The sequence below is a fragment of the Streptomyces sp. NPDC051364 genome, assembly GCF_040682115.1.
Lineage (GTDB): Bacteria > Actinomycetota > Actinomycetes > Streptomycetales > Streptomycetaceae > Streptomyces.
The window spans coordinates 545,925-561,784 of the sequence record NZ_JBFBAH010000002.1 but is presented as its reverse complement, the minus strand read 5'-3'; the positions used below and the strand labels follow the sequence as shown (position 1 = coordinate 561,784).

14 protein-coding genes are annotated in these 15,860 nt (G+C 70.4%); 9 read left to right on the top strand and 5 right to left on the bottom strand.

The genetic code is table 11. The annotated features are described in order from the left end of the window. Window positions 1–82 precede the first annotated feature (82 nt). Window positions 83–412 carry a hypothetical protein gene (locus tag AB0M76_RS06385; RefSeq protein ID WP_365951806.1) on the top strand — a complete coding sequence of 110 codons (330 nt, stop codon included), beginning with the start codon at window positions 83–85 and terminating at the stop codon, window positions 410–412. Window positions 413–414: 2 nt separating this feature from the next. On the opposite strand, the gene AB0M76_RS06380 is transcribed toward AB0M76_RS06385, so the two are convergent. Next, the gene (locus AB0M76_RS06380; protein WP_365951805.1) at window positions 415–1,659 is read right to left on the bottom strand and encodes an erythromycin esterase family protein; all 1,245 of its coding nucleotides are present in this window, start codon (window positions 1,657–1,659) and stop codon (window positions 415–417) included. Window positions 1,660–1,717: 58 nt separating this feature from the next. Further along, on the bottom strand, window positions 1,718–2,461 hold the full coding sequence (locus AB0M76_RS06375) for an LLM class flavin-dependent oxidoreductase (RefSeq protein ID WP_365951803.1): 744 nt from the start codon (window positions 2,459–2,461) through the stop codon (window positions 1,718–1,720). 437 nt (window positions 2,462–2,898) lie between these two features. On the opposite strand from AB0M76_RS06375, the gene AB0M76_RS06370 reads away from it, so the two are divergent. The 3 genes from AB0M76_RS06370 to AB0M76_RS06360 all read left to right on the top strand — a co-directional run bounded on the left by AB0M76_RS06370 (window position 2,899) and on the right by AB0M76_RS06360 (window position 6,680). Continuing rightward, entirely contained in the window at window positions 2,899–4,137 is a 1,239-nt protein-coding gene (locus AB0M76_RS06370; RefSeq protein ID WP_365951931.1) for a PP2C family protein-serine/threonine phosphatase, read from the top strand. A gap of 342 nt (window positions 4,138–4,479) precedes the next feature. After that, entirely contained in the window at window positions 4,480–5,445 is a 966-nt protein-coding gene (locus AB0M76_RS06365) for a hypothetical protein (RefSeq protein WP_365951802.1), read from the top strand. Continuing rightward, window positions 5,442–6,680 carry a hypothetical protein gene (locus AB0M76_RS06360; RefSeq protein WP_365951801.1) on the top strand — a complete coding sequence of 413 codons (1,239 nt, stop codon included), beginning with the start codon at window positions 5,442–5,444 and terminating at the stop codon, window positions 6,678–6,680. Before AB0M76_RS06365 ends, AB0M76_RS06360 begins: the two co-directional genes overlap by 4 nt. 294 nt (window positions 6,681–6,974) lie before the next feature. Here AB0M76_RS06360 and AB0M76_RS06355 read toward each other — a convergent pair whose 3' ends face one another. After that, the gene (locus AB0M76_RS06355; RefSeq protein WP_365951799.1) at window positions 6,975–7,799 is read right to left on the bottom strand and encodes a DUF2182 domain-containing protein; all 825 of its coding nucleotides are present in this window, start codon (window positions 7,797–7,799) and stop codon (window positions 6,975–6,977) included. A 177-nt stretch (window positions 7,800–7,976) separates the two neighbouring features. Between AB0M76_RS06355 and AB0M76_RS06350 the strand changes: the two genes are divergently transcribed. Then, the gene (locus AB0M76_RS06350; protein ID WP_365951798.1) at window positions 7,977–8,630 is read left to right on the top strand and encodes a DUF1326 domain-containing protein; all 654 of its coding nucleotides are present in this window, start codon (window positions 7,977–7,979) and stop codon (window positions 8,628–8,630) included. Between the two features lie 106 nt (window positions 8,631–8,736). Here the strand turns inward: AB0M76_RS06350 and AB0M76_RS06345 are convergent, their stop codons facing one another. Continuing rightward, window positions 8,737–9,564, bottom strand: coding sequence for an alpha/beta fold hydrolase (locus tag AB0M76_RS06345; protein WP_365951797.1), 828 nt, complete (start codon window positions 9,562–9,564; stop codon window positions 8,737–8,739). Between the two features lie 414 nt (window positions 9,565–9,978). On the opposite strand from AB0M76_RS06345, the gene AB0M76_RS06340 reads away from it, so the two are divergent. The 4 genes from AB0M76_RS06340 to AB0M76_RS06325 all read left to right on the top strand — a co-directional run bounded on the left by AB0M76_RS06340 (window position 9,979) and on the right by AB0M76_RS06325 (window position 15,363). Further along, complete coding sequence (locus AB0M76_RS06340) at window positions 9,979–10,869, top strand: DUF4436 family protein (RefSeq protein WP_365951796.1); 891 nt, start codon at window positions 9,979–9,981, stop codon at window positions 10,867–10,869. A 142-nt stretch (window positions 10,870–11,011) separates the two neighbouring features. After that, window positions 11,012–13,855, top strand: coding sequence for a SpoIIE family protein phosphatase (locus AB0M76_RS06335; protein WP_365951795.1), 2,844 nt, complete (start codon window positions 11,012–11,014; stop codon window positions 13,853–13,855). Window positions 13,856–13,977: 122 nt separating this feature from the next. Continuing rightward, a complete protein-coding gene (locus AB0M76_RS06330) occupies window positions 13,978–15,123 on the top strand; it encodes an extracellular solute-binding protein (RefSeq protein WP_365951794.1) in 1,146 nt (381 codons plus the stop codon). Between the two features lie 99 nt (window positions 15,124–15,222). Continuing rightward, entirely contained in the window at window positions 15,223–15,363 is a 141-nt protein-coding gene (locus AB0M76_RS06325; RefSeq protein WP_365951793.1) for a three-helix bundle dimerization domain-containing protein, read from the top strand. A gap of 71 nt (window positions 15,364–15,434) precedes the next feature. On the opposite strand, the gene AB0M76_RS06320 is transcribed toward AB0M76_RS06325, so the two are convergent. Beyond that, on the bottom strand, window positions 15,435–15,854 hold the full coding sequence (locus tag AB0M76_RS06320; protein ID WP_365951792.1) for a MarR family winged helix-turn-helix transcriptional regulator: 420 nt from the start codon (window positions 15,852–15,854) through the stop codon (window positions 15,435–15,437). Between the last annotated feature and the right edge of the window lie 6 nt (window positions 15,855–15,860).

The window sequence follows — 15,860 nt, the reverse complement described above, 5'->3', positions numbered from 1 at the left end:
GCCCGTGGGTCAGCATCCGCGTAACACAGTCCGGTCCCATGCTGAGTGTTTGCTGACCTGCGACCCCATCGGAACACGGGACGTGACCGCGGTCACGATGACGATCGACGGGGCGGTGGTACGCCTGGTTCCGGCGAAGGGATTTCTCACCCGGCATTCGTACCGCGTCGATGCCGACCGGTACCGGCTGGTGCCCTTCTCCCTCAGCGAGAGCAGCCTGCTGCTGGACGGGGAGCGGATCGGTGTCTTCACTTCGGTCGGCGACGGCCGTGTGTGGGCCGAGTGGCACGACGAGACCCGGCGTACGCCCGATGACGCCGCGGTGGGGTACGCGCTCGCCGCCGCCTTCGGAACCGGGGCCGAACCGATGTGGAAACTGACCCTCGACGCGGCCCTCTCCCTGTTTGGGTGAGATCACTCCAGGGGACGGGAGCAGGTCGACTTCGCCACGAACGCGAGCCCGTCGTACTCCTCGGCGGGTACGAGCGGTGCGAGGTGGAAGCGGTAGGTGAACCGGGGGACGTTGGCGCCGAAGCTGCGCTGGAAGCCGGGGCCGCGTAGCCATTCCTGCACGGCTGGTGCTGCTTTCGCTGCCGCACTCCGCAGGTCGACCAGGTAGTCGCCCGGTGCGGCGGCCGCGAGCCGGGACTCGACCGACCGGCCTGCGCCGCCGATCCGATGCCGGACCGCCGGGCCGGTGGCGTCGCTCCCCCGGCGGGCCCGGAACTGCCCCTTGCCGAAGAGCAGGCCCAGCGCGTAGTAGGCCTCGCCGTGGCGGCGGCGCAGCAGGCTGCCGAGTGCAGGCACCCCGGCAGCGTAAGTGCCAGTTGCGATGTGCCCGTTGTGCGCCCATACGGCGACACGGCCGGCCGCGCCGTCCACCAGCGCGGTGACGGCCTCGGCCATGTAGCGGTCCCGGACGGCGAAGAGGCTATCCACTCCGGGGTTCGGCTGCAGCGGCCGGGTGATCAGGTCGGCGCAGCGGACCAGGATGCGGGCGTGCCGGATCGCGTCCGCGGCCGCCCCGGGACTCGTACGGGCGGCGAGGCCCACGCGCTGCTCCTCGAGGAGTCCGGCCAACTCGACGGCCTCTTTGTACAGGCCGCGTCCGGAGTCCGGCCGTGAGCCGGGCCGGGATGTGGCGAGGAGGGCAAGGCTCTCCCGTACGGACTCGGCGGTGCCCGGTGCGGCCTGCTCCAAGAACGCGCCGACCGCGGCGGCCGAGTCCGCACAGCGCTGCGGGTCGATGCCGACGAAACGCACCCGCTCGGTCCTCGGGACGGTGCGGTTGTACTTCCGCATCCACTCGACCATGGCGAGGATCTCCTGGGTCCGCCAGGTCCAGAAGTCCAGCCGTGAGACCAGTCGCGCGGCATCGCCCGGGGCGCCGCCCACGTAGGCGTCCACGGCCAGCGCCGCCGATTCGCTGGCCTCCATCGCCAGCGCCCTGCATCCCATCTCACGGACGAGGAACTCCAGCAGCCGGTGCTTGAGCAGGAAGAACTCCCGCGTACCGTGCGTGGATTCCCCCAAGCCCACGATCCGCACGTCCCGCAGCGTCTCGCGCAAAGGCTGGAGGTCTCCGTACGGTTGACCCGCGGAAAGGGTGCTGAGGACCAGCGCGTTCACGGATAACCAGCGCGTGATGTCGTCGGGCACGGCAGTCTCCTCGGCCAATACGTCTGCCCCGTCGTCGTGTGATCGTAGTCGAGCACCGTCAGCCTGCGTGAAATGCCGTGAGGGTCTCCCGGAGGTCCTCGACGGCAGCGGCGTAACCGAGTTCGGCTCCCACTCCCGCGAGGTTGAGGACGAGTTCGTCTCCACTCCCGCCCGGTCGTATTCGGCCATTCCCGCCGCGACTTCCCCAAGCGTGCCGTAGAGGAAAGTTCCCGAGTCGACCAGCGTGCGAGCCCCCAGATTCGGCTGGGCGGGGTGACCGCGCAGGCCGGCCCGGCGCAGCATGTCGGTGTGGTGCGCCGTGCCGAGGTGGGCGCGCGCCGCCGCTGTAGGCGATGCGGTACGGGTTCCGGCCGGGGCGGGCGAGTGCCGCGTGGGCGACGGTGACCAGGCGGGGTCCGCCGCGCGGGTCGTCGTGGCGGCCTGCTTCGGCGGCGCCCTCGGCGAGGGCCGGCACGAGGACGTCCCGGAGGTATCCGGGAGGGGTCATCCAGCCGATCGCCACATCGGCGACCCGGCCCGCGGCGCGTGCCGGGACGGGGCGCAGCACGCCCAGTCCCAGCTCCACCCCGGGGTGGTCCATGCCGGGCAGGGCGAGCGCGCCTGCCCCACCGTGTTCGGCGGAGCGAAGCAGCCCCCGTACTTCTTCCAGGTATCCCACGCACGCGTCGCGCGGGCTCTTGTACGGCTCCCCGTGCAGCGCGGTGACGAAGTCGGGGGTGGCGGGGCCCAGCCCGAGAACAGCGCTGTGGCCCGTGAGCCGGGCCAGGGAGCGGGCCTGCACCGCCGCGCCCAGGGGAAGCGCAGGGGCATGAGGACGACGCTCGTGCCCACCGGGATCCTGTAGCCCATGCCGGTCAGGTGGGCGAAGAGCTGGTGGGTCACCGGCCGGGAAGCACTCCGGCCCACCTTCGCGGTCACGCCCACGGGGGCGCTCGCGGGGTGGTCAGCTGATCTGGGTGCCGAGTTTCCGACAAGCTCATCAGCCCGGACCTCGACAGGTCGCGGAAGTACCACAGTTCCAGCAGTCCCCTTCGTCCGTACGGGGCTGAGGACGCCCGCCCGTGCGCCGACACGCCGCCTTTGGCGCAATCGGTTCGATGCCGGGTTGACGGTGCCAGCCTGGGGCGGCACATCGGTGCCGCCCCAGGGAGATTTCCCGGAGACGGCTGCCTAGTCGATTACCCCGAACGGTGGGACGAAGGGACACAGGCGGCGACGATGGAAGGTGGGCAAAAGCCGAGCAGGGGCGAGGTGGACCGGTCGGAGGGGTTCGGCGAGCGGTTGCTGGGTGTCCTGCTGGACCGGGCTCACGAAATGCCGCCCCATCTGATCGCCCCGCTCGTCGCGGAGGAGGTGGCCAGAGTCGGTGGCCGGGACCTCTCGATCCTCCTGCAGGACTACGAACAGATGCTGCTGGTGCCGCTGCCGGGCCGACGGCTGCTGGTCGGCAACCCCGAACCGGTCGAGGGCTCCCCGGCCGGAGAGTCGTTCCTGAGCCGCAGAACGGTGGAGGTGCCACAGGACGGCAGTGTGCGGATGTATCTGCCGCTGCTGGACGGCAGTGACCAGATCGGGGTGATGGCCGTCACGCTGGACGGGGTCGATGACGACGGCCGGCGGTTGTTGCGTCGGCTCGCCGGTCTGGTCGCAGACATGATCGTCACCAAGGACGCCTACACCGACCTGTTCTTCCAGGCCCGCCGCCGCGGCCCGATGAGCGTGGCCGCCGAGATCCAGTGGTCGCTGCTGCCCCCGCTGTCGATGACGGTCCCGCAGGTCGAGGTGGCCGGAATCCTGGAGCCCGCCTACAAGGCGGCAGGAGACAGTTTCGACTACGCCCTCAACGGCGACATCCTCCATGTGGCCATGATCGATGCGATGGGCCACGGCCTGGACGCGGCGACCATGGCGACGGTGGCCATCGGCGCCTATCGTCACACACGACGGACCGACACCGGTCTGGCCCAGGTGTATGCGTTCATGGACAAGGCCATCAATGAGCAGTTCGGCCACGAACACTTCGTCACCGCGCAGATGATGTGTCTGAACATCGCCACGGGCCGGCTGCAATGGGTCAATGCCGGCCACCCGGCACCGCTGCTGATCCGCGACCGCGCCGTGGTGGACCGGCTGGAGAGTCCGACCACATTGCCGGTCGGCTTCGGCGGCGAGCAGCCACAAGTCAGCGAACGGATGCTGCAACCCGGAGACCGGTTGCTGTGTTTCACCGACGGCCTGATCGAAGAGCGCCAAGCCGACGGGGAACAGTTCGGTGAGGAACAACTCATCGAGTGCACCAACCGCGTCGTCCGTGACCACACTGCGGTACGGGCCGTGGTGCGAGCACTGTCCCACTCACTGAAGCGGGAACGAGGTGGCGTCACCAGCGACGATGCCACCATCTTCCTCATCGAGTGGCGCGGCGGCGACGCCGATCATCTCGCCACCCTCGACTGAGCCCACGAGCCGGCCGGGAGGACCAAAGACGGGCGGAACTGCTGCTCAGCGCCTGCTCCTGCCACCGCATGCTGGGTACCGAGGCCGAGTGCGCGACCTACCTGGCCGCCCTGCGCGCCGACCAGAAACGCAAGCGGAAGCTGATGGCGACGCTTGACCAGCACGGGCTTTGAGTGGTTCCCGGCCGTCTCGTGGCGAGGCGGGAATACGGCGTCCTCCGTGTCCGCGCCCCGGCCCGCCTCCGGAGTCGCCTTCCGCCGTGCGTCACCCGTGGCGGAAAACCCTTCACCCCGGACGGGGACGGCCGGTGTGGGAGGTGGCGACGCCGGGTAGGGCGGGATCATGCCCGACATCCCCCTGGCCGGAGAGGCCCTGCGAAGGGTGCTGACGGTCGTCGACCGGACGGCGGAGTTGGCTACAGAGGTGGCGACCGCCCTCCGGATCCGCCCGAATGACGCCGCGATCCGCACGGCGGCGACATCGCTCGGCGTCGACGTACTGGTCTTCGAGCCTGCCGACTTCAAGGCGGTGGCCCGCCATCTGGAACCGCTGGAGCAACTGATCGAAGCCGTCCCGCCCGATGCCGACGGAATGCGTTGGCGTTACCCGGACGAAGCCGTCCTGTTCCGATGCGAGTCGGAAGTGCCCGTGCCGTTCGACGAGTTCACCGCGCGCGTCGACATCAGCCGGGTGATCGGTCTGACCAGCGGCTACCTTGCAGGTTGTACGGACGTCCGGGCCCGCGATGAGGCCGGAAGACCGATCCGGCAGCTGGAGCGCAGCATCAGCCGGGCCCAGCCCGCTTACCTCGCGCTGTCCGGCGCCGATGTACTCGACGTCTGCAAGCTGGAGACCATCGACTACGGCTGGGACGAGCAGCTGCTGCGTTGGCGGCAGGTCAACAGCGCGAACGCCTCCGCTCTTCAGGACGACGGCTCGGTGTCCTTCGCCCGGACCCCGGAGGGCACCAGAGTGACCATCTGCACCCATCAGGAGTTCGCCCTCCCCCCGTTGTGGCAGGCGATCACCCCCGCGCTGTGGCCCGCGGTCCGGCGCGCTCTGGTGGAGGAGGCCTACCGCAGGTCCTTTCACATCACCCTGAGCGCCATCGCCGCACGCGGGCAGGGCAGCGGCGCCGTGCCGGCAGAGGAGCCGGCTGGTGCCGCCTTCTCGCTCTGGGACGCCCTCGCCTGGGTGGCCGAGCCGTTGAACCCATGGACCCCGTCGGTCCTGCGGCGACCGACCCGGCCCGATTTCACCGACAGTTCCGGCTTCCGCCACTTCAGGCCCGAGAGGCAGCCCCGTTGACGCCGCCCGCCACTCCTCCGCACGAGTACCCGTACGCCTTCCACATCGCCCTCGACGGCAACGGCCTCAACGGACTCGAAGGCCGGGCGGGAGTGTGCGTCTTCCGCTACGACCCGGCCACCGGCCGGTACGCGTACAAGCTCCAGTACTACGACGGCATCGCCGGCGGTCATGCCGTCAGCGTCAGCCCGGACCACACGCTCGGCTTCCTTGGCAATACCGGCCACCACCTGCTCTTCTACGACACCGCCACCCTCGCCGAGGCCGACCGCCTGTCAACCCTGCGGATCGAGCCCACCGACTCGTCCGTCAAAGGCACCACGCACATCGTCTGGCTCAGTGACCGGCAGATCGTCGGCGCGATCGGCGAGCACCTGTGGCGGTTCGACATCGACAAGCTCGATGCTCCCGAACGCCTGGGCCCGCACGGCCTCAAGCTGCCCCACGCCATGAAGGCCACGGCCTCCGGCCGCTACCTCGTCTACGGCGGCATGGACCACCCCGGCCGCGGCGAAGCCCGCGAGGTCGGCATCTTCGACCTGCACACCGGCACCGCCCGCCGCGTCGAATTGCCCGCCACCTGCTGGCACGTGGCCGTCCACCCCCGAGAGGACCGGTTCTACGCCCTCTCCTTCCGCGTCCTGCCCCAGGACGGACACGACTGGCACGAATGGGCCATGGCCTACCTCAAGGAATACGTCTTCGAGATCGACGCCGAACACGGGCAGGTCCTGCGCCACTGGACGGCCCCCCGCGAGACCCCGGCGCACATCAACTCGGACGTCTGCGTCTCCCACCGTGAACTGATCTACTGCAACGGCGGCAGCGGCACCATCGTCATGATCGACCTGGACGGCTTCTCCACCCACCGCATCATCGACGAACGCCCCGGCCTGCCCGAGCAACTGCTCGCCGGACGCCAATCACTCCACCAGGTGACCGACGCCTTCACGCGCGGCTCCCCGGCCGCGAGCAGCAGGCATTTCCTCGGCGCCCTGCGGGTCTCGCGCGGAACCCTGCTCGATTCGGTGTACGCCTGCCAGCTGTCGGCCGACCAGACCCTGCTGTTCACCGCCAACCGCGGGCTCAACACCATCACCGTCTACGACTACCCCGCCAACACGGTCCGCCAGCGGGTGCGCATGCCACAGCTGCGGCAGTACGTCGACGGCCTCCCCTGGTGGCACGACCCGCGCCTCGGCTTCCACCACAGCACGCTGGTCTCCCCTCCGTGAAGGGACTTTCCCCCCGCGACCCGCCAGAAGGCCGCCCGCGGTTCCCGCTGGCCCGGGCGCCCGATTCCAGCTGCCTACGGCTCACTCAAGGGTGACGAGATGATCGGCGTTGCCCCGCGCCACTCGATGAGGAAAATAGTCGCATCGTCGCTGGTGACCCGCGGTCGGCTGTGGCGCCGGGTTGGCCCCGCTTGCCGTCACTCGCGTCCATCGGGACACCTCCGCGCGCTCACACATGCCGGGCGCTTGGTCATCGATCACCGGGGGAGAACATCCGGGGGTAGCGAAGCCGTTCTACGGCTGGAACATGGACGTCATTGGCGACTGCGGTGGGACCAGGCCCGGAAGCAGCCAGGGCTGGAAGGGAGCCAGTACCGCAAGGGCGAGGAAGGCGATGCCGATGGCCGCCGAGAAGACGGGGCCCAGTCGCCACAGCTTCTCCACGAAGATCACCACGGCCACCGCGGCCATGGCCAGGACGTTCATGACGCCGAGCGGGATGAGGACGATCATCAGTCCCCAGCAGCAGCCGACGCAGTACGCACCGTGGTGGGCCCCGACCCTCAGATCCCGGACCACGGGCCGGAAGCCGGCGTAGCGCACGAGCTGGCCCATGGGACTGCGGCAGTGCCGCAGACAGAAGTTCTTCAGCGGGCTGAACTGGTACAGCCCGGCGATCAGGAAGGCTCCGGCACCGATCCAGCGCCCGGCGCCCGGGTGGTCGTCGACCACGGCCCCGGTCACGGCGAGGAGCCCGTAGGCGATCAGGCCGAAGACCGTCCAGGCCAGGAGGTAACCGGCAACGAACTGGGCGGTACGGGCCGCGCGGACGGCTCCGGCCGACTGGCGGCCGATGGCCCGGGCCCAGGTGATGGCCACCGGGGCCACGGACGGGAACATCATGGCGATCATCATGATCAGCCACAACAGCAGGAACAGCGGGATGCCCATGCCCATGGTCCCCGGCTCAACCCCCATGTCACGGGCCTGGTCGACGACCAGCACCCAGGCAATCAGCGCGATCAGTCCCATCACGGACCATGCGAGCGCCAGCTGCCGAGCCGACAGCAGGTTTGCCGGACGCAAGGGTGGTGACAGGGCCTTCCGGTCGAGGCGCACGCTTCCAGCACACCACAGCAGACGTGCGCGTGCGGAATCAGACCCCGCCGGGCGGCCACGGCGGGCGGATAATCGATGTGCAGACCTGTACGACCCGGGCGTGGGCCGGTGATGTGTTCCAGGCTCTGCCGCCCTCCCGAGACCACGTCCGGTACGCGGTCACGAGGAGGCAGGGAGATGTCCGAGACAACGGCGACTGTGCCGAGGTGGCACGCGGCGGGCGACTGGTTCGACACCTGTAAGTGCAACGTGCCATGCCCCTGCTCGTTCGCGCAGCTTCCCACATACGGCGATTGCGAGGGCATCCTCGTGTGGCACATCCGCGAGGGCAGATACGGAGACGTACAGCTGGATGGCCTCAACGTGCTGATGCTGGGCTCCTTCGTGGGCAACATATGGGCCGAGCACTCCGACACGTACGCAGCGGTCTTCGTCGACGAGCGCGCCGACGACGCGCAGCGCGAAGCGCTCCAGATGATCTTCGGTGGCCAGGCGGGCAGCTGGCCGGCAGAGATGGTGAGCATGATGGGCGCGGAGATGCGCGGCATGGAGTTCGCCCCCATCGAGGTGGAGGTCGCCGATGACCTCTCGAGCTGGCGGGCCGTGGTTCCCGGCCGGGTCGAGGCGGGCGCGCAGGCACTCACCGGACCCAACACGCCGGAGGGCGCTCGCGTGCAGTCGACCAATCTGCCGGGTGCCGAGACCGGACCGGGCCAGGTCGCGACCTGGGGCCGCTCGACAGCGGACCGCGCCGATGCCTACGGCTTCCAGTGGAGCAGGGAAGGCCAGTCCAGCAAGCACATCACCTTCGACTGGACCGGGCCCGACTAGGCTCAGCCCGGCAGGCTCCCGAGGACCTGCGCGCCGAGGCGCTCGGCGCCGGTTTGACCGACGGTCTCGCCAAGGACGTCCGGGCCCCGGTCGGCCCAATGGCGTGTTACGCGCCCCCGTCGAGGACGGTCTTGACCGGCTTTCCTCCGCTCGGCGGCGTGACGTTCAGCGTCAGGGGGTGAGCCTCCAGCTTGCGCACCTGCTCGGTCAGCATGCGGGGGAGGTCCGGGTACCGGTCCTTGCAGGCGGGCTGCGCCGCGCACGCCTCGAAGATGTTGTGGATTCCCTCGGCGGTGCTGCCCCATGTCCACGGCAGGGTCACAACCTGGGGAGGTGCGATCGAGTCGATCGCCGCAGCTCGGATTCCCTCGGGGTGCAGGCGCAGGTACGTGAGAGCCAGGTTGCTGCCGTACGAGTACCCGTAGACGTTCCACCGGGGGATGTCCAGCGCCTTGCGCAGGTCGGCGAAGTCCGCGGCGTTCTCGGTGCTGTTGTAGGCGCTCAGGTCCACGCCGTCGGCCGTCAGGCGGCGCCGGCAGTCCTTCACCGCCTTCAGCATGAGCTGCTCGGCCTGCTGTGCGTCGTAGCCCAGGCCCACGGCCTGCGCGTTGAACCGGTCGACCTCCGGGCAGGCGAGGTTCGGCTGGTCGTACAGGTTGCCGCGCTGGGCCATGATGATCAGCTCGCGGTCCTTGTTCAGGCCGGAGTCGACGAGGAAGGGGATGTCGTCGGACGTGTCGGCACCGGGGCCGCCCGCCATGAACACCACCGGCTCCGCGGCGGGTTTCTCCGCAGCGGCCGGAATGACGGCCACGGCCAGCTTGATCGTCCGGCCGCCGGGGCGGGAGCGGTTCTCGGGGACCTCCAGAAAGCCGCACCGTGCCTTGCTCAGCGCTTCGATGGGCTCGGGCGGCTTCGGGCAGGCGCCGGGCACGAACCGGGGGGCTGTCGGGCTGGGCCCGGCGACCCGGGCAGATGCTGATGAGGCGCTGCTCGGTGTGGGGCCGAATGCTGCCAGGCAGGCCAGAGCGGTCGCGGCAGTCACCGCGTGGATGCAGTGCATTGGCATGCGGTCTCGTTCCCCTGCCGACAGCGGCGGCGGCCACTGACGGCACCAGACCGCAATGGTGTGGTCGGAACGCGCGTTTTCGACGCTACCGGGTGGCGTTCGGGTGCCCGCGGAGCGGTCACAACCCGTAACCCCCGGCCCGTCCGACACGATGGGACGCGCGCCGCATCACACGGCCCGACCCGCACGAATCGCCAGACCGCCCCGTGCCGGCGCGTGGTCCGCTCCCGGCGTCGGGTCGGACGAGTCCGCTCCCCTTCCCACCTCGTCGGAGTCACCATGGCCGCACCGCCGGACCCACCTCGCCCACGCCGCTCCGGCGGGTCGATCCTGCCGGTCCTGCTGCCCATCGCGGTCCTGATCGTGGTGGCGGTAGCCGTGGGCTCGTGGCTGCAGTTCACCGAGCGGCAGGCGGGCGACACGGTCCACACCGTCGGATCCTCGGCCGCCGACCGGGTGGACGTGGAGGCCGTCGTCCAACGCGTCGACGCCACGGCCAGAGAGCTGGTACTGCGCGTCTGGGTCACCCCACGCGGGACCCTCGGCGAGGCGGAGGGGGCAGCCCCGGTGGCCGATCTCAGCCTCCAGACCTCCGGGGCCACCCTCGGTGACCTGGAGTTCACGGCGCACGAGCGGCTCGCGACCAGGGACGTGCAGGTCGCACTCAGCGGTGGGTCGATCAGCGACTACCCGTTCGACACCTACGAGACCGACATCGGGTTCCGGGCGCAGCTGGGCGGCAAGCAGGTGCCGGTGCGCTTGCTGTTCTCGAACAACGACACGCTCTTCTCGATCTCCGCGGAACCCACGCCCTCGCGGCAGGAGGCCGTCGTGGCGCTGAGGGTGTCCCGATCGGGCAGCCTGCTCGTCTTCGCGGTCTTCATGATGGTCGTGATGTGGGCGCTGGCGGCGTCCGTGCTCCTCGGGGCCTGGTACCTGACGACCCGCACCAAGGGCCTGGTCTGGCCTGCCCTCGCCTGGATGGCCGCCACCCTGTTCGCCCTCTCGGCGTTCCGCAACACCGCCCCCGGCACACCCCCGATCGGCTGCGTGCTGGACTGGTTCGCCTTCCTGTGGGCAGAGACCATCATCGCCCTCTGCCTGATCACCGTGGTCATCACCGGCGTCCACACCGCCCTCCACCCGGACGACACCCAGCCCATCCGGTGAGGCGATGCACAGTCCGCCGGCTGCGGCAAGGCCTGTGAGCGCCGCTCTGACGCTCGCGGACCGCTCGAACATCCGGCTCACGCCGCATCTCCGGCCCGTCGCCACCCGCTGCCGACGGGCCGTAGAGGTTAGAAGATGGACTATGAGCAACTATCGGGGAGACCTCCGGCGCTGGCTGCTCGGCTCGGGCACGAGCGCCTCCGCTCCCCCTCCGCGTCCCCGCTCAGGACACCACCAGGAGCACCAGGAGCACCAGGAGCACGCACCGCCCCCCAAGGCAGGGGCGCAGCGGCCACAGCGTCTTTCCTCCCTCCTGAGCGCGCGCAGCGTGGCCGGCGAGGTGTTCCTCCTCCAGCTGGCCGTCGTGGTCCTTCTCGTCGCCGCCGCGGTCGTGGCCCTCGTTGTGCAGGCCCGGAGCTCCGCCATGCTGGACGCCCGGCACCGTACCCTCGCCGCCGCCGGAACGTTCGCGGAGTCTCCGGGGATCGTCGCCGCCCTGCGCAGCCCCCACCCCAGCGCAGTGCTTCAGCCGAGCGCCGAGGCGGCCCGGAAGATCGCCGGGGTCGACGGCATCAACGTGTACACGCTCGACGGCGTCACCCTCGCCCACAGCGACCCGCGGCAGATCGGCAAGCGCGTCGTCGGCCCCTTCTCCAAGGCAGCGGCCGGCAAGTCCTTCACCGAGACGCTCGCCGGATCCCTGGGGCAGTCCGTGGTCTCGGTGGTCCCCGTCAAGGACGCCGACGGCAGGGTCATCGCCGTCGTCTCCTCCCCGGTCACGGTCCAGAACGTCCAGAGCATGGTGAACGGGCAGCTGCCGGTCGTCCTCGGCAGCGCAGCCGCGGTGCTCGCCCTGTCCGCGGGCGGGACGGCCCTGGTGAGCCGTCGGCTGCTGCGCCGGACCCACGGCCTGGGGCCGGCCGAGATGACGAGGATGTACGAGCACCACGACGCGGTGCTGCACGCGGTGCGAGAGGGCGTACTGATCGTCGGCGCCGGCGGACGGCTGCTGCTCGCCAATGACGAGGCGCGGCGGCTGCTGGATCTGCCGGCAGCCGCGGAAGGGCTCCCCGTCACCGACCTGGGGCTGGAGAAGGCGATCGCCGAGCTGATCGCATCGGGCCGTTCCGCGACCGACGAGTTGCACATGGCAGGCGATCGGCTGCTGGCGGTGAACATCCGGCCCACCGCCCCCTACGGGCAGGCCGGGACCGTCGTCACGCTGCGGGACACCACCGAGCTGCGGGCGCTCTCCGGCAGGGCCGAGGTGGCCCGCGAGCGGCTGAAGTTGCTCTACGACGCGGGGGTGCAGGTCGGAACGACGCTGAACGTGGAGCGCACCGCGGAGGAACTGGCGGAGGTGGCGGTCCCGCGGTTCGCCGACGTGGTCACCGTCGACCTGCTGGACCCGGTGCTGCGCGGCGAGGAGCCTCCCGAAGCGAACACCGAGATGCGCCGCACCGCTGTCGTCGGCCTTCAGGGCAACCACCCGCTCAGCCCCGTCGGCGAGCTGATCCGGTTCGCTCCCACTGGTCCCATGGCCGCCGGGCTGGCCGGAGGCCGTGCGGTCCTGGAGGCGGACCTGCGCGCCACCCACCGCTGGCGGGCCCAGCACCAGGCCAACGCCCGGCAGATCCTGGACCGCGGCATCCACTCGCTGATCGTCGTACCCCTGCAGGCCCGGGGCGTGGTGCTGGGGATGGCCGGCTACTGGCGGGGGCAGGACTCCCCGCCCTTCGACGAGGAGGACGTGTCCTTCGCCGAGGAGCTGACCGCCCGGGCGGCCGTGTCCGTCGACAATGCCCGCCGCTTCACCCGCGAGCACACCATGGCCGTCACCCTGCAGCGCAGCCTGTTGCCCCGGGTCGTACCGGAGCAGTCCGCCGTCGAGGTCGCGCACCGCTATCTGGCCGCACAGGCCGGGGTGGGCGGTGACTGGTTCGATGTCATCCCGCTGCCCGGCACCCGGGTGGCCCTGGTGGTGGGCGACGTCGTCGGCCACGGTCTCCATGCCGCCGCCACCATGGGCCGCCTGCGCACCGCCGTGTACAACTTCTCCACCCTCGACCTGCCCCCGGACGAACTCCTGAGCCACCTGGACGAGCTGGTCACCCATATCGACACCGACGATCAGGAGTGGCAGGGGATCACCGGAGCCACCTGCCTGTGCGCCATCTACGATCCCGTCTCGGGGCAGGTGACCGCCGCCACCGCCGGGCATCCGGGCCCCGCTCTGGTCGGCCCCGACGGGACCGTGTCCTTCCCCGAGGTGCCGGTCTCCCCGCCGCTGGGCCTGGGCGCGGGTACGCCCGTGGAGACCATGACGCTCACCCTGCCCGAGGGCTCCCGGCTGGCGCTCTTCACCGACGGGCTGATCGAGAGCCGCGACCGCGATCCGGACGCGGGCCTGGCAGCGCTGCGTGCCGCCCTGTCCGGGCCCGCCCGCACCCCGGAGGAAACCTGCACCGCGGTGATCGACGCGATGCTGCCCACCAGGCCCAGCGACGACGTCGCGCTGCTGGTCGCCCGCACCCGCCTGCTGGACCCGGCGCGGATCGCCGAATGGGACGTGGCCCCCGACCCTGCGGCGGTGTCCCCGATGCGCAACGCCTGCGCCCGCCAACTGGCGGAGTGGGGTCTGGAGGACATCTCGTTCACCACGGAACTCATCCTCAGCGAGCTGATGACCAACGCCATCCGCTACGGCACCGAGCCCATCCGGGTGAGGCTGCTGTACGACCGCTGCCTGGTCTGCGAGGTCTCCGACGGGTCCAGCACCTCCCCGCACCTGCGCCGGGCCGCGGACACCGACGAGGGCGGCCGCGGCCTTTTCCTCGTCGCGCAGTTCGCCGTGCGCTGGGGCACCCGCTACACCGCCCGCGGCAAGATCATCTGGAGCGAGCAGGCGCTCCACGAGGGGGCCGCACCGGCCGCGATGGATCCCGGGGAGGCGCTCCTGGCCGCGTGGGACGACGAGGGGTTCTGAGAAGGCGCCGCTACGGCAGCCGCGGGGAAGATGGCGGACACCACCCTCCGGGACTGCGCCGCCGAGGCTGCCGAACGTACGCTGACCCCGATCGGTACGCGACCGCCCGTTATGGAGCCTTTGTGCCCGCACCCCGTCTCCGGACAGCCTTCGTCGCCTCCTTCCTGGCCCTCGCGGCGGCGCCCCTCGGCGCCTGTGGAGACAAGCCCGTCGCCGCGCCCAGGGCACCCGCGGTGGCCACCTCCGCCGCGGACGCCGGCGGCATGGCGGCACTGACCGCGGCGGCGAAGAAGGAGGGCTCGCTCAACACGATCGCGCTCCCGCGCGACTGGGCCAATTACGGCGCACTGATCGACGGCTTCGAGAAGAAGTACGGGATCAAGGTCAGGGTGGAGAACCCGGAAGGTACCAGCCAGGACGAGATCAACGCCCTGATGGAGCACAGGCGCGACGGCCGCGCCCCCGACGTGATCGACGTGGGGGGCTCGTTCGCCCAGTCCGCGGCCCGGAAGGGCCTGCTCGCTCCGTACGAGGTCGCCGCCTTCGACCAGATCCCCGAGGAACAGAAGGACAAGCACGCCCGCTGGTACAACGACTACGGCGGCTACATCTCGATCGGCTGTGACGCCAAGCGGGTGAAGACCTGCCCCTCGACCTTCGCCGATCTGCGCAAGCCCGAGTACAAGGGCCAGGTCTCGCTCAACGGCGACCCCACCAAGTCCGGCTCCGCCTTCGCCGGCGTGTATGCGGCGGCCCTGGCGAACGGGGGGTCCTTCGACGACATCCAGCCCGGAATCGACTTCTTCGCCGAGCTCAGAAAGAACGGCAACTTCATCCCGGTCGAATCCTCACAGGACACGATCGCGAAGGGCCAGACCCCGATCAGCATCGACTGGGACTTCCTCAACCTCGGATACGCCGACCAATTCCGTGAGGAGGGCGCGGACGTCGACTGGCGGACCGCCATCCCCTTCGACGGCAGCTTCGCCGAGTACTACGCGAACGGGGTGAACAAGGACGCCCCGCACCCCGCAGCGGCACGTCTGTGGCAGGAGTACGCCTTCAGCCCGGAGGGCCAGAACATCCGGCTCGGCGCCTATGCACGCCCCGTCCTCATGGACGCCATGGAGAAGGACGGCACCCTCGACAAAGCTGCCGCGGAGAATCTGCCGACGGTCGAGGGCACGCCGATGTTTCCGACGGAGGCGCAGCGGGAGAAGGCGAAAGAGACCGTCAACCGCAACTGGGCCGCGGCCGTCTCGGGCTGAGGGCCAGGGCGGCCCCGGCCGGGCGTTGGCCCGCTTGCCTACGGCGGCCGTCCCGGCGCCGATGTCCGGACGAGGTCCCGCAGCGGCAACGCCGCGTGAGTGGTGGCGCCCGAGGAGATCGAGGCCGCCGCCGAGGGTCACGCCTCCTTCGAGGGCCGGCCCGTACGCGATTTCGTGCCCGTCCTCGTCGACCGCAAGGTCCGCGCCGTCCTGGACGGGGGTTCGGCCCGCGCCGAGTGACACCGCGACAGGTCGACGACCGGCGCGAGACGTGTGCATCCGTACGGGGCATGCGTGCATGGCAGTCGGTCCTACATGTCTCCTTCTGCATTGAGGCGTCGGAGCAGGTCGAGCAGGGTCGCCCGGTCCGCGTGGGGCAGGGTGGAGAAGCAGGCGGCGAGCACCTCGTCGGCGACCCTGTGGCCGGCCGCCAGGAGTTGCTCGCCGGCCGGCGTGAGGTGGTGCTCGATGCGCCGGCCGTGTCCCGGTCGGCGCTCGACCGTGCCCTGGGTCGTCAGACGGGTGACGAGCGTTCCGAAGGCCTGCTCCGTCTGGAACGTCGCCGCAGCCAACTCGCGGGCCGATGCTCCGGGTGAGCGGCTGATCGCGCGCAGGGCATCCCACTGAGCCAACGTGGTGCCGACGGCCGAGAGCGCGCTGTCGAGCGCCCGGTGCTGCCGGTATTGGGCCTGCTTGACCGCCCTGCCGAGTTCCTGCAGCTCACGATGCATGGGCCA

Bases quoted from the DNA above. Each gene is read 5' to 3' on its own strand.
- AB0M76_RS06370 (WP_365951931.1), top strand. From the start codon at position 2,899: ATGGAAGGTGGGCAAAAGCCGAGCAGGGGCGAGGTGGACCGGTCGGAG.
- AB0M76_RS06365 (WP_365951802.1), top strand. From the start codon at position 4,480: ATGCCCGACATCCCCCTGGCCGGAGAGGCCCTGCGAAGGGTGCTGACG.
- AB0M76_RS06350 (WP_365951798.1), top strand. From the start codon at position 7,977: ATGTCCGAGACAACGGCGACTGTGCCGAGGTGGCACGCGGCGGGCGAC.
- AB0M76_RS06340 (WP_365951796.1), top strand. From the start codon at position 9,979: ATGGCCGCACCGCCGGACCCACCTCGCCCACGCCGCTCCGGCGGGTCG.
- AB0M76_RS06335 (WP_365951795.1), top strand. From the start codon at position 11,012: ATGAGCAACTATCGGGGAGACCTCCGGCGCTGGCTGCTCGGCTCGGGC.
- AB0M76_RS06320 (WP_365951792.1), bottom strand. From the start codon at position 15,854: ATGCATCGTGAGCTGCAGGAACTCGGCAGGGCGGTCAAGCAGGCCCAA.